The organism is Micropruina glycogenica (genome assembly GCF_900289045.1).
GTDB classification, from domain to species: domain Bacteria; phylum Actinomycetota; class Actinomycetes; order Propionibacteriales; family Propionibacteriaceae; genus Micropruina; species Micropruina glycogenica.
In genome coordinates this window covers 120,584-133,186 of the sequence record NZ_LT985188.1, presented here as the reverse complement: position 1 = coordinate 133,186, position 12,603 = coordinate 120,584, and the positions used below count along the sequence as shown (strand labels likewise).

General features: G+C 68.4%; 14 protein-coding genes. 10 read left to right on the top strand and 4 right to left on the bottom strand.

The genetic code is table 11. From position 1 onward, the window contains the following. Positions 1-76 precede the first annotated feature (76 nt). The 3 genes from MPLG2_RS00605 to MPLG2_RS00595 all read left to right on the top strand — a co-directional run bounded on the left by MPLG2_RS00605 (position 77) and on the right by MPLG2_RS00595 (position 2,630). Positions 77-736: an HAD family hydrolase gene (locus MPLG2_RS00605; RefSeq protein ID WP_105184472.1), complete on the top strand. Its 660-nt coding sequence runs from the start codon at positions 77-79 to the stop codon at positions 734-736. A 110-nt stretch (positions 737-846) separates the two neighbouring features. Beyond that, a complete protein-coding gene (locus MPLG2_RS00600; protein WP_158680749.1) occupies positions 847-1,500 on the top strand; it encodes an HAD family hydrolase in 654 nt (217 codons plus the stop codon). Positions 1,501-1,676: 176 nt separating this feature from the next. Next, a complete protein-coding gene (locus MPLG2_RS00595) occupies positions 1,677-2,630 on the top strand; it encodes a proline dehydrogenase family protein (RefSeq protein ID WP_105184470.1) in 954 nt (317 codons plus the stop codon). A 70-nt stretch (positions 2,631-2,700) separates the two neighbouring features. Here MPLG2_RS00595 and metB read toward each other — a convergent pair whose 3' ends face one another. Continuing rightward, positions 2,701-3,879, bottom strand: a complete 1,179-nt coding sequence (gene metB / locus MPLG2_RS00590; protein WP_105184469.1) for a cystathionine gamma-synthase — start codon at positions 3,877-3,879, stop codon at positions 2,701-2,703. Between the two features lie 139 nt (positions 3,880-4,018). Here metB and MPLG2_RS00585 point away from each other — a divergent pair, with 139 nt between their 5' ends. From MPLG2_RS00585 to MPLG2_RS00570, 4 genes are all read left to right on the top strand, one after another. Beyond that, the gene (locus tag MPLG2_RS00585) at positions 4,019-4,447 is read left to right on the top strand and encodes a CBS domain-containing protein (protein ID WP_105184468.1); all 429 of its coding nucleotides are present in this window, start codon (positions 4,019-4,021) and stop codon (positions 4,445-4,447) included. A 4-nt stretch (positions 4,448-4,451) separates the two neighbouring features. Beyond that, positions 4,452-4,919, top strand: coding sequence for an aminoacyl-tRNA deacylase (locus MPLG2_RS00580; RefSeq protein ID WP_105184467.1), 468 nt, complete (start codon positions 4,452-4,454; stop codon positions 4,917-4,919). Between the two features lie 131 nt (positions 4,920-5,050). Then, on the top strand, positions 5,051-5,266 hold the full coding sequence (locus MPLG2_RS00575; RefSeq protein WP_105184466.1) for a CsbD family protein: 216 nt from the start codon (positions 5,051-5,053) through the stop codon (positions 5,264-5,266). A 94-nt stretch (positions 5,267-5,360) separates the two neighbouring features. Then, entirely contained in the window at positions 5,361-5,645 is a 285-nt protein-coding gene (locus tag MPLG2_RS00570; RefSeq protein WP_105184465.1) for an acylphosphatase, read from the top strand. Between the two features lie 72 nt (positions 5,646-5,717). On the opposite strand, the gene MPLG2_RS00565 is transcribed toward MPLG2_RS00570, so the two are convergent. After that, complete coding sequence (locus MPLG2_RS00565) at positions 5,718-6,272, bottom strand: bifunctional adenosylcobinamide kinase/adenosylcobinamide-phosphate guanylyltransferase (protein ID WP_105184464.1); 555 nt, start codon at positions 6,270-6,272, stop codon at positions 5,718-5,720. A 143-nt stretch (positions 6,273-6,415) separates the two neighbouring features. Beyond that, positions 6,416-7,195 carry an adenosylcobinamide-GDP ribazoletransferase gene (locus MPLG2_RS00560; RefSeq protein WP_105184463.1) on the bottom strand — a complete coding sequence of 260 codons (780 nt, stop codon included), beginning with the start codon at positions 7,193-7,195 and terminating at the stop codon, positions 6,416-6,418. A 79-nt stretch (positions 7,196-7,274) separates the two neighbouring features. Here MPLG2_RS00560 and MPLG2_RS00555 point away from each other — a divergent pair, with 79 nt between their 5' ends. The 3 genes from MPLG2_RS00555 (at position 7,275) to MPLG2_RS00545 (ending at position 11,248) form a co-directional block, all read left to right on the top strand. Beyond that, positions 7,275-8,015 (top strand): response regulator transcription factor, encoded by a 741-nt coding sequence (locus tag MPLG2_RS00555; RefSeq protein WP_105184462.1) that lies wholly within the window; start codon positions 7,275-7,277, stop codon positions 8,013-8,015. Positions 8,016-8,047: 32 nt separating this feature from the next. Then, positions 8,048-9,514, top strand: coding sequence for a sensor histidine kinase (locus tag MPLG2_RS00550; protein ID WP_231935731.1), 1,467 nt, complete (start codon positions 8,048-8,050; stop codon positions 9,512-9,514). Between the two features lie 312 nt (positions 9,515-9,826). After that, positions 9,827-11,248 (top strand): glucosaminidase domain-containing protein, encoded by a 1,422-nt coding sequence (locus tag MPLG2_RS00545; RefSeq protein ID WP_105184460.1) that lies wholly within the window; start codon positions 9,827-9,829, stop codon positions 11,246-11,248. Positions 11,249-11,355: 107 nt separating this feature from the next. Here the strand turns inward: MPLG2_RS00545 and MPLG2_RS00540 are convergent, their stop codons facing one another. Next, a complete protein-coding gene (locus tag MPLG2_RS00540) occupies positions 11,356-12,210 on the bottom strand; it encodes a glycine betaine ABC transporter substrate-binding protein (protein WP_158680748.1) in 855 nt (284 codons plus the stop codon). Between the last annotated feature and the right edge of the window lie 393 nt (positions 12,211-12,603).

Below are 12,603 nucleotides of genomic sequence, written 5' to 3'. Positions count from 1 at the left end.
AGGCCACTGGCGTGTCCACTGGTCTGTTCGATGGGTCTGGTGGTGGCAGCAACCGAACGCCCCCGAGAATGGGGCCATGACGCAGGCTGTGATCTTCGACCTGGACGGCACGCTCACCAACACCGAGGCGGTGTGGGACGAGGAGCGCCGCGCCCTGATGGCTCGCGAGGGGCTGGAGTGGTCGGAGGCGGACAGCCGCGCCACGATGGGCATGAGCACCCCCGACTGGTCGGGCTACACCCACCGCAGCGTCGGTTTCGGCGACAACCCCGACGACGCCGCCCGCCGCACCATCGACGCCATGCTGCAGCGCTACAGCCGTGACCTGCCGGTGCTGCCGGGTGCCGCGGATGCCGTTCGCCGCATGGCCGAGGTGTGGCCGCTGGGTGTGGCGTCGTCGTCGCCCCGGGTGCTGATCGAACGCGCTCTGCAGGTGCTGGGTGTGCGGGAGCTGTTCACCGTCGTCCGTTCGACCGAGGAGGGCACGGCAAAGGGCAAGCCCGCCCCCGACGCCTTTTTGTGGGTCGCCGAGCAGCTCGGCGCAGACCCTGCGCACACCGTGGTCGTCGAGGATTCGGCCAACGGCATCATGGCCGGGGTGAACGCCGGCATGCCGGTGATCGCAATTCCGCCGCACTTTCTGCCCCCCTCGGCCGACGTGCTCGCTCGAGCGGCCGAGGTGCTCGACGACTTGGCCGGGCTGACGGTCGACCTGGTGCGTCGAGTGGGTGGCTGAGCGCCGCCCTCCCTGCCTCGCTCCGGGATGTCATCAGGCGTCGTGGACGTTCGGGCGCCGGCGCATCCCCGTCCGCCCGGCGGCCTCAGAGGATCGATAGGGTGCCCCGGGTGATCACCGCTTTCTGGGACATCGACGGCACGCTGGTGCGTAGCCCCGGTAACCGAACCGACCTGTTCACCGAAACCACAGCCACCTTCGGCGTCGAACCGGTGCAGCCACCAGGGCCGCGTGACGGATTCACCGACCGTCGGCTCGCCGAACTGCATCTGGGCTCATCGGGGCTCGACGTGGCACGGGTCGACGACTTTCTGGGCCAGTTGGACGACCTGTCCGAAGCGTTCTACGCGCACACACCCCGTGAAACGGTGCCGGGCGCACAGCGGGCGCTGGCACTCACCAAGAAGGCCGGCTGGCGCAACGGGCTGCTCACCGGCAACACGCCACGACGGGCGCGAGTGAAGTTGCGGACGTCCGGCTTCGACCTCGATCTGATCGACTGGGAACTGTTCGCCTCGGGCGGTTTTGTGTCCGACCGCGCAGAACTGGGCCGTCAAGCCCGCGCCTTGGCCGGCGACGGTCCGTTGCTGGTACTCGGCGATACCGCTCAAGACGCCATCGCGGCCGAGGCCGCAGGTGCGGTGTTCGTGGCGGTGAACACCGACGCCGATCAACTCCAAGCGATCGCCGGCTCGGCCGAGCTGGCCGTCGAATCACTGTCGTCGCCCGAGTTCGTGGACTTCGTGGCCTCGTACAGAGGTTGACGCCATAGGTGCCGCTCCGACCGATGAGGTCCCGGCGTCCACCGGGATGACGGACCGGGTGACGGACCAGTGGGGGTTCGGACCAGCCGGCACGACGTACCGATACGACAGCCGTCCGAACTGATCCTTGGCGTGTTCGGGGTGGGTGCGGCTAGAGTCCGTGCCGAGGAGACTCCATGCTCAAGAACGTGTTGCTCGGCCTGTCACGAACCCCCGCGGTCAAGCACGCGGTGGTCGCATTTCCGCTGACCAGAAGGCTGGTCGAACGGTTTGTGGCGGGTGAGAACCTCGACGACTGCCTGCGCGTCACGCACGCGCTGGTCGAGCGCGGACTGCTGGTCACCATCGACTTTCTGGGCGAAGACACCACCACCGCGGCTCAGGCCGACCGGGTCACCGACACCTACGTCGAACTGCTCAACCGGCTGAGCGCCGAAGGACTGACGGGCGAGGTCGAGGTGTCGATCAAGCTGTCGGCGCTGGGCGCTTTGCTGGCGGGCGGGCACGAGTTGGCCCTCGACAACGCCAGGGTGATCTGTGCGGCCGCCGACCGGGTGGGCACCACCGTCACCGTCGACGCAGAAGACCACACCACCACCGACGCCACCCTGCGCACCGTGGCAAAACTGCGCGAGCAGTACCCGTGGGTGGGCACCGTGCTGCAGTCGATGCTGTACCGAACCACCACCGATTGCCTGCAGCAGCGTGACCCCGGCAACCGGGTGCGGCTCTGCAAGGGGGCCTACGCCGAGCCGTCCGAGGTGGCGCATCAAGCCAAGAGCGCAGTCGACCGCAACTACCGGCGGTGCGCCACCGTGCTATTGGAGGGCGATGGACGTCCGCTGTTCGCCACGCACGATGACGCGATGATCGGGCATGTGCTCGACGAGGTCAGCCGGCTGGACCGCGCAGTCGATTCGTTCGAACTGCAGATGCTGCTCGGCATCAGGTCGGACGAGCAGGTGCGGCTCGCCGGGCTTGGCCACTCGATGCGGGTCTATGTGCCCTTCGGCACCGACTGGTACGCCTACTTCATGCGGCGGCTGGCCGAACGCCCCGCCAACGTGGTGTTTCTGCTGCGGGCGTTGTTCGAGCGTCCGAAGAAGAAGCAGGTGCAGTCGGGCTTCTGAGCCGAGCAGCAGCCCGCTGGCGCGAGTTAGGAGCCGTCCCCAACACCCACCAGAACCCAGGTGGCGCGAGTTAGGAACCGTTCCCAACTTGCGCCGCGCGCTGCAGTCCGGCGGCCAGGTCGGCGACCAGGTCGGCGGCGTCCTCGATACCGACGCTCAACCGCAGCATGCCCGGGGTGATGCCCGCGGCGGCCTGCACCTGCGGCGGCATCGCGGCGTGCGTCATGGTGGCCGGGTGCGACACCAGCGACTCGGTACCGCCCAGCGACTCGGCCGGGCAGAACAGCCGCAGCCCGTCCATGCACGCCTGCGCCGCCGGCAGCCCGCCGCCCAGTTCGAACGTGACGATGCCGCCGAAGAGCCGCTGCTGCCGAGCGGCCAGCTCGTGGCCGGGATGACTCGCCAGGCTCGCGTGATGAACGGCCGTCACGGCCGGATGGTCGGTCAGAAGGGTGACGATCTGTGCCGCGTTGGATTCATGCACGGCCATGCGGGCATGCAGCGAGCGTAGGCCGCGCAGCGCGAGGTAGCAGTCGAAGGCTCCACCGGTGACCCCGAGACAGTTGGCCCACCAGGCCAGGTCTTCGGCCTGCGCCTCGGTCGAGCACACCACCGCCCCCGACACCACGTCGCTGTGCCCGGCCAGGTACTTCGTGGCCGAATGCACCACCAGATCGGCGCCCAGCTCGAGCGGCCGCTGACCCAGCGGCGTACAGAACGTGTTGTCGACCACCACTGTGGCCCCCACCGCGTGGCCCAGAGCGGCCAGGGCCGACACGTCGCTGATGCGCAACAACGGGTTCGACGGCGTCTCGACCCACAACACCGTCGGACCATGCTCGCGGATCGCCTGCTCGGCCACCTCGGGGTCGGTCAGGTCGGCGAGCACCAGCTCGAAATGCCCCTTGCGCGCCAGCGCGTCGAACAGCCGCCACGAGCCGCCGTAACAGTCGTGCGGAGCCACCAGCACCTGGCCGGGTTGCAGCAGCGCCGCCAGCACGGTGGTGATCGCCCCCATGCCGCTGGCCGTGATCACCGCACCCGCGGCGCCCTCGAGGGCCGCGACGGCTGCGGCCAGCGCACTACGCGTGGGGTTGCCGCGTCGGGCGTAGTCGAACTCGCGTGGCACCCCGAACTCTTCGAACGTGAAGGTGGTGCTGAGGTAGATCGGGGGCACGACGGCACCGTGGGTCAGGTCGCTGTCGATGCCCGCGCGCACGGCGCGGGTGATCGGCGACGGCTCGCTCATCAGGCCTCCTTCTCGGCTGGACAATAGTCGGCCGACCCGCTCGGCCCGGGCGGTGCCGTCCAGCACGTGGAAGAACCCGACGGCCGTTTCTTAGGACAAATGGGTTATCTCGCGGCGAGCGAGCGGGTACCTTCCCGTTATGAGGATCGAAGACATCGTCCGAGGCAAGGGCGCCGCAGTGGTCACGATCGAACCCTCGGCCTCGGTGGAAGACCTGGTTGGCCTCTTGGGCGAGCATCGAATCGGCGCGGTGGTGGTCACGTCCGACGGTCTGCACATCGACGGCATCGTGAGCGAGCGTGACGTGGTGCGCGAACTCGGCAAGCAGGGCGCGGCGGTGCTGACCAAGCTGGTCAGCGAGATCATGACCGCCAACGTGCACACCTGCGGGTTGAACGACAGCCTCGAAGAGACCGCCCACACCATGACCTACCAGCGCATCAGGCACCTGCCGGTGGTGGTCGACGGCGAACTGCACGGGGTGATTTCCATCGGCGACGTGGTGAAGAACCGCATCGACCAGCTGCTCGACGAGCGCAACCACCTGCTCGGCTACCTGCACGCCTGACCTCGTGAACCAGCCGGACGGCGACGGCCCGGCCGCCCTGGCCGCCCGTGCGGCGGGTCTCGACGTCACCGTGACCAGGCACGGCCCGGTCAACTCGCTGGCCGAAGCCGCGGCCGCCCGCGGGGTGCAGCCGCGCGACATCGTCAAGACCATGGTGGTGCGGCGCGCGAACGACGACTACCTGTTCGTGCTGGTGCCGGGCGACGCCGAGATCGCCTGGCCGAAGCTGCGCGCCCTGCTCGGGGTGTCACGCCTGTCGATGCCCGACGCAGCAACCGCCCGCAAGGTGACCGGCTACGAACGCGGCACCATCACCCCGTTCGGTGCGTCGCGGGCGTGGCCGGTGATCGCAGACGCCTCCGTGACCGGGCGCCGGGTGTCGATCGGCGGCGGAGCCCACGGGGTGGCGATCGCCGTGGACGCCGACGCCATGCTCGCCGCGCTGGACGCGACGGTGGCCGACATCACCTGAGGGGATCGTCGAGCATGAGCCACCGGCCCTCAACCGACAACACGCCCCAAAGGGTGAAGGGTTATTCGAGTGGGCCACCTAGCCTTGTGAGACATTCGGACGCGCCCGGCGTCCAGGCAAGGAGGCACCCCATGGGTATCGGCGACAAGATCAAGAACAAGGCCGAAGAGGTTGGCGGCAAGGCCAAAGAGGTGATCGGCGACGCCACCGACAACGAGCGGCTCCAAGCCGAGGGCGCGGCCGAGCAGGCCAGTGCGAAGGCCAAGCAGGCCGGCGAAGCGGTCAAAGACGGTGTCAAGGACGCCGGCGAAGACGCCAAGGCCGCCTGGAACAAGGCCACGAACTGATCGTCCTCACGATCATCGACAGACGGCGTCACCCCGGTTTCGGGGTGGCGCCGTCGCCATTTTCCACCGCTCTCGACACGGTTAGGGTGCTGCCATGGAACGTGCGCTGATCCGGGTCGACGGCCGGGTGCAGGGCGTCGGATTTCGGTGGTGGGTGCAGGGCTTGGCGCGCGAACTGCGCCTGTCTGGCTACGCGCGCAACCTCGACGACGGCCGGGTCGAGATCGACGCTCAGGGCTCCACCGAGGCGCTCGGCAAGCTGATCCACGCGCTGCTCGAACACCCGCCACGCTCCGGCCGGCCCGGACAGGTCACCTCGCACACGATCGACTGGGTCGAACCGTCGAGCCGCACGAGTGGATTCGACGTTCGCTTCTGACCCATCACCACCAGCGATACAGATCCGACCCCACCGGTGGGTCGAGGCTGGATCTCTTGTGCGAAGAGTCGGTCAGCGGTGATAGTTCGCATCGGAGCCCAGGTGCAGGGCACGACCCGACACCATCAACACCACGTCGTCGCTGGCGCCGCCCACCCGATAGTTGAGCCGTCCCATCAGGTCGGCGAACAGCCGCCCCGACGGGTACTCCGACACCAGCCCCCAGCCCACCTCGTTGGTGACCGCGATCGTCAGTTGGCTGCTGCCGTGCCAGGCGTCCAGAAAATCCATCAGCGCATCGTCGAACCTGTGCCGCCACTGCTCGAACGGCTTCTCCCACACGCCCCAACCGTCGATGGTGCGTGACAGCCACGTTCCCAGGCAGTCGATCAGCACGGGCGACTCCGCCGCCCTGAGCGCCGACGCGATGTCGACGGTCTCGATGGTCGTCCAGTGGCGGGGCCGGCGCTTCTGGTGGTTGTACACCCGCGCTGCCCACTCTGGGTCGTGGCTGGGATCCGCCGCGTAGCCGGGCGTGACGTAGGTGACCGCCGAGGCGTCGGCGAGCAGGTTTTCGGCATACAGCGACTTACCGCAACGAATGCCTCCGGTCACCAACACCTTCATGCAACGGAAGTTACCGCCGCGCCCCGCTCGGCACAGCCGCTCTGCGAAAGTCGGCCCGGGTTGTCCGACCACCGAGGGCAAAGCCGCGACCTGCGTCCTGAGCGCCGCGCAGCAGCAAGCGCCTCGGGCGAGGTGACACTGGATCAGCGGGCCAGCATCACGAGCAGGGCGGTGGTGGCCAGTTCGACGCCGGCACCCAGCACATCGCCGGTGGTGCCGCCCAACTTTCGCACGGCCGTACGCACCAGGGCCAGCACCGCCGCTGCCGCCGCCGCTGCGGCCACAACCCCCAGCCACCAGTTCGAACCCGCCCATGCCGCGGCCGCGGCCAGCGCGGCGGACGACACCAGCCAGATCGTGATCGCCAACCCGGGTGGCACGCACGACGCGAACACCGCTCCCAGGCCGTCGGGCCGGGCGGCCGGCACGCCGCGCAGCGCCACCAGGGCCAGGGCGGCTCGACCTGCGCACAGGGCGACCACCAACCCCAGCCAGCCACCCTCACGTCCGAGCAGTTCGGCAGCAGCAATCGCCTGCAGCGCCAGGACGACGACGAGCGCAACCACGCCCATCGGACCCACGTCGCCGCGCCGCATGATCGCCAGCGCCGCCTCGGTCGGACGCCCCGACCCCAGCCCGTCCACGGTGTCGGCGAGGCCGTCGAGATGAATCGCGCGGGTCAGCCACGCCGTGGCGGCGACCGTCAACAGTCCGGCCACCAGCGACGGCCAGCCGAGCGCCACGGTCGCGAAGCCGAGCCCACCAGCGATCAGGGCCACGGGCATGAACGCGAGCGGCGCCAGGGTGGCCATCGCCCGCGCCACGCGGGCGTCGACCTGCTCGGGTGGTCGCACGGGCAGCACGGTCAGCGTGCCGACGGCCAGTCGCCAGCCGTCGCGCCAGGGTGATGTCACGGTCACCATCCTGTCAGGCGAGTACCCTCACAGGGATTACACAGGATTTACCTAGCTCAACCTCACAGGCGGCTGACAGATTGGCCACATGACGACCAGCACCCGCGGTGGCAGCGACGCCCTCACCCGGCCCGACGGCACACCGATCAAGATTCTCACCGTCGATGACGAGTCGAGCCTCACCGAGCTGCTCAGCATGGCGATGCGCTACGAGGGCTGGGAGGTGGCCACCGCCGGCTCGGGCATCGCCGCGGTGAAGGCCGCGCGCGAGATGCGGCCCGACGCCATCGTGCTCGACATGATGCTGCCCGACTTCGACGGCCTCGAGGTGATGCGGCGCATTCGCACCGAACAGCCCGACGTGCCGGTGATCTTTCTCACCGCCAAGGACGCCCTCGAAGACCGCATCGGCGGACTCACCGCCGGTGGCGACGACTACGTCACCAAGCCGTTCTCGCTCGAGGAGCTGATCGCCCGGCTGCGGGGCCTGCTGCGCCGCACCGGCGCCACCACCGTGCGTCCCGGATCACAGCTTGTGGTGGGCGACCTGGTGCTCGACGAGGACTCGCACGAGGTGACCCGCGGCGGCGAAGAGATTCAGCTGACCGCCACCGAGTTCGAACTTCTGCGCTACCTGATGCGCAACCCGCGCCGGGTGCTCAGCAAGCCGCAGATTCTCGACCGGGTGTGGAACTACGACTTCGGCGGCCAGGCCAACGTGGTCGAGTTGTACATCAGCTACCTGCGTAAGAAGATCGACGCCAACCGGCCGCCCATGATCCACACCCTGCGCGGCTCGGGCTACGTGCTGAAACCCGCGACCGAATGAGTCCTTCTGTGCCTGCCACCCCGCAGCCGTCCGTGACCCCACCCGTTCGTCCCCTCGCCAAAGGCACCCTCGGACGGCGGCTGGTCGTGCGCGTCGCGGTGCTCGTGGCGGTGGTGGCCATCGGCCTGAGCACGGTGGTCGCGCTGGCCGCGTACAACATTCAGATCAACCAGATCGACAACCGGCTGGGCCTCGCGCTGAACCGGCAGACCCGGCCCGACGACGGCGGCCGCGGCGGGCCCTCCCCCGGCGGCCAGGTGATCGGCACCATCACCGCCGTGCAGACCGGTGGCACCGCCAGCGGAGTGATCCTGGTCGACAAGTCGAGCACATCGGCCCCGGTGGGCTTCGAGACGTTGAGCACGGACGCCGTCAGCCAGCTAACCGCGCTGACCCTGGCCGACAGCAGCCGCACCACCGTTCAACTCACGGGCTACGGGCTCTACCGCGTCGCCGCGGCCACGGACGGCACCAATCGGGTGATCGTGGGCATACCGCTGAACGAGGTGGCCAGCGCCATGACGTCGTTGCTGCTGTTCGAGGCGCTGCTGGCCGGTGTGGTGATCATCGGTGCCGTGGTGGTGGCCCGCAGCGTGGTGGTGAACAGCCTCGCGCCGCTCAACCGGCTGGCCGCCACCGCCACCACCGTGTCGAACCTGCCGCTCGAGTCGGGCGAGGTCGAGGGCATCGTGCGGGTGCCGCAGCGTGACACCGACCCGGTCAGCGAGGTCGGCCGCGTGGGGCTGGCGTTCAACCACATGCTCGACAACGTCGAGGGCGCTCTGGCGGCGCGGCACGCCTCGGAGGTGAAGCTGCGGCAGTTCGTGGCCGATGCGTCACACGAGCTGCGCAACCCGCTGGCGGCGATTCGCGGCTATGCCGAGCTCACCCGGCGCGAGCGCGATCAGGTGTCTGACACCATGTCGCACGCCCTGACCCGCATCGAGAGCGAGTCCGACCGCATGAGCACCCTGGTCGAGGATCTGTTGCTGCTCGCGCGGCTCGATTCGGGGCCCGCGCTCGACGTGCGCGCCACCGACCTGACCGAGATCGTGCTCAACGCCACCAGTGACGCCCGGGTCGCCGGCCCCGACCACACCTGGACGCTGTCGCTGCCCGACGAGCCCGTCTACGCGATGGGCGACCGGTACCGGCTGCACCAAGTCTTGGCCAACCTGTTGGCCAACGCCCGCACCCACACCCCTGCCGGCACCACGGTGCGCACCGCCGTGGCCGTCGAGAACGGACGCGCCGTGCTCACCGTCACCGACAACGGCCCGGGCATCGCGCCCGAGCTTCAGTCGCAGGTATTCGAACGGTTCACCCGGGCCGACTCGAGCCGGGTGCGCAAGCAGGGCGGATCGTCCACCGGGCTCGGGCTGGCGATCGTGGCGGCGGTGGTCGCCGCGCACCGCGGGACGGCCTCGGTGCAGTCCGAACCTGGTCACACCGTCTTCACGGTCACCCTGCCGATCGCTCCGGCCCCGTCAGCCGGCTGACGGCCATCGCCTCCGGTGCTTGCGTCTGTCGCGGCGAAGCGGAGGCGCCCCTGTCCCGCACTTGCTGGACGGCTCGGCTAGCGCCACCCGCGGCCGGTGCGGGGAGGTGCGCTTGAAGATCCCCGATTCCGCCGGGATGACGAAAGCGTGCGTCGGCACAAGCTGGCCTCAATCACCGCCGAAAGTTGGACGGCAACTTGAGGGTTGCGTCTTCTATAACGCCTAGTCAAAGGCGCGTCTACCGGAAGCTATCGACGTCTTGTCGAGACTTTCGGTGGCTCTTGGGCGTCTCTCAGGTTTGAATCACTGCCCATGACCCACCCGAGTGTTCGCATTCGAGCCGCACTGCTGGTGTTCGCCCTGTGCACGGCTGGCTTGATCAGTGGCACCGTGGCCACCACGCAAAGCGACGCGGCCTTCGACTACAACGGCTACATCGAGAAGGCGGCCGAGGCAGCGAAGGCGTCCAAGAAGCAGTATGGGGTGCCGCGCGCGGTGACCATTGCGCAGTCGATTCTCGAGTCGGGTTGGGGGCGGTCGGGGCTCAGCACCAAGTACAAGAACTACTTCGGCATCAAGTGCAGCGCGGTGATCAGCCCGTACCAGAAGGGGTGCGTCGCACTGTCCTCGTACGAGTACGTGAAGGGTAAGAAGAAGAAGTACGTCAGCCGCTTTCGCGTCTACAGCTCGATGGAGAAGTCGTTTCTCGACCATGGACGATTGCTCGACGGACTCGATCGCTACAACGCCGCATTCACGTACACCGACGACCCCGACAACTTCATTCGCCAAGTACACAAGGCCGGCTACGCCACCGACCCCAACTATTCGACGTCGGTGATCAAGCTGATGCGCACCTGGAACCTCTACCGCTTCGACGGCGTCAGCACCCCTGCTCCGGCGGTCGATTCGACCGGCACGCTCATCTCGTCCATGGCCGGCCTGGCGCAACGCAGCGAGGCGGCCACCGGCGTGCCGTCGTCGGTGACCATCGCACAGGCGATCTTCCATTCGGCTTCTGGCACGAACGCCTTGGCCACGAAGGCCAACAACTACTTCGGCATGATCTGCGGCACGGTGAAGAGCACCGTCACCTCGACGTGCACCACGATCGGCGGCACCAAGGTGCGCTCGTACGAATCGCTGGCCGACTCGATCAAAGACCAGGCCACCGTGTTGAGCACGCGACCGCGGTATGCGAAGGCGATGAAGCTCACCGACAACCCCAAGGCGTTTCTGACCGCCGTCGCCAAGGCCGGCTGGTCGGGCAGTTCGAGCTACGTCAGCAAGGTGTACGCGCTGATCACCAAGTACGGGCTCACCAAGTACGACCTGGCGATCACCGCCACGCTCACCAAGGGCGCCACCGGTGCGAAGGTCACCGCATTGCAGAACCTGTTGTTGAAGGCAGGCATGAGCGTGCAGGTCACCGGCAGCTACGACACCCAGACGGTGACCGCGGTTCAGGCCTACCAGGCCACCGCCACGTTGCCGGCGACCGGAACCGCCGACCCGCTCACCCTGACCCGCCTCACCCCCGACGTGCTCGCGGGCGCCAAGGGCACCCAAGTGACGGCGCTGCAGGCGCTGGTGAAGCGCTTGAAGTACCCCGTGAACACCAGCACCACCTACGCAGGAACGACTCTCGCGTCGGTGAAGAAACTGCAGAAGTCACACGGCTTGAAGGGCACGGGCGGGGTGTCCACCCGCACCTGGGGCATTCTCTTCGGTTGAGGCCTGTCTCGTCCGACGTAGCTGCCTTTGTGACACGTGACTGCCTGCACGCGGGCAGCGGGGTGTCACAAAGGCAGCTACGTGGGGCGGTTGGTCTCTTGACGGGTTCACGTGAGCGGGTTCGCGCTCAGCCACTCGCTGACCGCCTGGGTGAGATCCCCCGTGGCAGCCTTCGACCTGATGGCCATCACGTCGTCGTTGCCGAGCATGCCGTGCAACTGCTGCACCACGTCGAGCACCACGTCGTCGCCCGCGAGGTCGGTGTTGAGCAAGGCCACCTGAGGATCGATCGCCACCATCGCCAACGGGTCGTCGACGGGTTGCAGGCCGGCCGCAGCGGGGTCGGTGCCGTCGAACACCCCGACGGCTCCGGCCCGCACCTTCTCGGCCCGGGCTGCGGGGTCGTCGACGGTCTCGACCGTGGGCTTCTTCGCGTACACACTGGCCAGCCCGGCCGGGCCGTCGGGTGCCTTCGCCCAGGCTGCCGGCCCGACGACCAGATCGGTGGCTGCGAGCTCTTGCAGCGAACGCCCTGGGGCCTCGGCGAGGTAGCGCCAACCGTGGTCGACGCCGGACGCCTGCAGCACCGTCACCTGCCCGTCGAGAGCCGTGGCCAGGTCGGACACCAGGGTGGAAGGGTCGCCGGAATCGACTTCGAGCACCTGCCCCGCCGTCCAGGCGAAAGCGGGTGCGAGGTCGACGTCGCCCGCCATCAGCTTGGTGACCAGCACATTGGTGTCGTCGTCGACTTCGACGATGCGCGCCGCGCGGCCCTTGGCGGTCAGGGCCTGCGCGTAGAGCTCGGCCAGCACCTTGATGGTCGGATCGGTGGTGGTGCCGATGACCACTGCCTCGGTGCTCGGGCTCACGCTCGGACTGACGGACGGCGTCACCGGTGCCTGCCGCGCACAGCCGACGCAGGCCAGCACGAACGACACAGCAATCACGATCCAGCGCTTCACCGGCTCCACTCTGCCACCCACTGTGCCGCGGTCAGGGCAGCGCCACTCCCCCGGACGTCGCGGGTGCGCACCCACACCCACAGACATCCCGGCGTTCGCCGGCCGGTTCCAGTCATTCCGGCGAGGCGCGTCATTCCGGCGGACGCCGGAATCTCAACCGCACCGTCCGCTGGAATGAGATCCCGGGACAAGCCCGGGACGACGGTCGGTCTCGGTCATTCCGGCGGTGAGATCCCGGGTCGCGCCCGGGACGACGGTCGGTTTCCGTCATTCCCGCGGACGCCGGACTCTCATCCGCACCGTCCGCTGGAATGAGGTCCCCGGGCAAGCCCGGGACGACGGTCGGTCTCGGTCATTCCGACGGACGACGGACTCTCAACCGCACCGTCCGCT

Bases quoted from the DNA above. Each gene is read 5' to 3' on its own strand.
- MPLG2_RS00595 (WP_105184470.1), top strand. From the start codon at position 1,677: ATGCTCAAGAACGTGTTGCTCGGCCTGTCACGAACCCCCGCGGTCAAG.
- metB (WP_105184469.1), bottom strand. From the start codon at position 3,879: ATGAGCGAGCCGTCGCCGATCACCCGCGCCGTGCGCGCGGGCATCGAC.
- MPLG2_RS00555 (WP_105184462.1), top strand. From the start codon at position 7,275: ATGACGACCAGCACCCGCGGTGGCAGCGACGCCCTCACCCGGCCCGAC.
- MPLG2_RS00560 (WP_105184463.1), bottom strand. From the start codon at position 7,195: ATGGTGACCGTGACATCACCCTGGCGCGACGGCTGGCGACTGGCCGTC.
- MPLG2_RS00605 (WP_105184472.1), top strand. From the start codon at position 77: ATGACGCAGGCTGTGATCTTCGACCTGGACGGCACGCTCACCAACACC.
- MPLG2_RS00565 (WP_105184464.1), bottom strand. From the start codon at position 6,272: ATGAAGGTGTTGGTGACCGGAGGCATTCGTTGCGGTAAGTCGCTGTAT.
- MPLG2_RS00570 (WP_105184465.1), top strand. From the start codon at position 5,361: ATGGAACGTGCGCTGATCCGGGTCGACGGCCGGGTGCAGGGCGTCGGA.
- MPLG2_RS00575 (WP_105184466.1), top strand. From the start codon at position 5,051: ATGGGTATCGGCGACAAGATCAAGAACAAGGCCGAAGAGGTTGGCGGC.
- MPLG2_RS00585 (WP_105184468.1), top strand. From the start codon at position 4,019: ATGAGGATCGAAGACATCGTCCGAGGCAAGGGCGCCGCAGTGGTCACG.
- MPLG2_RS00545 (WP_105184460.1), top strand. From the start codon at position 9,827: ATGACCCACCCGAGTGTTCGCATTCGAGCCGCACTGCTGGTGTTCGCC.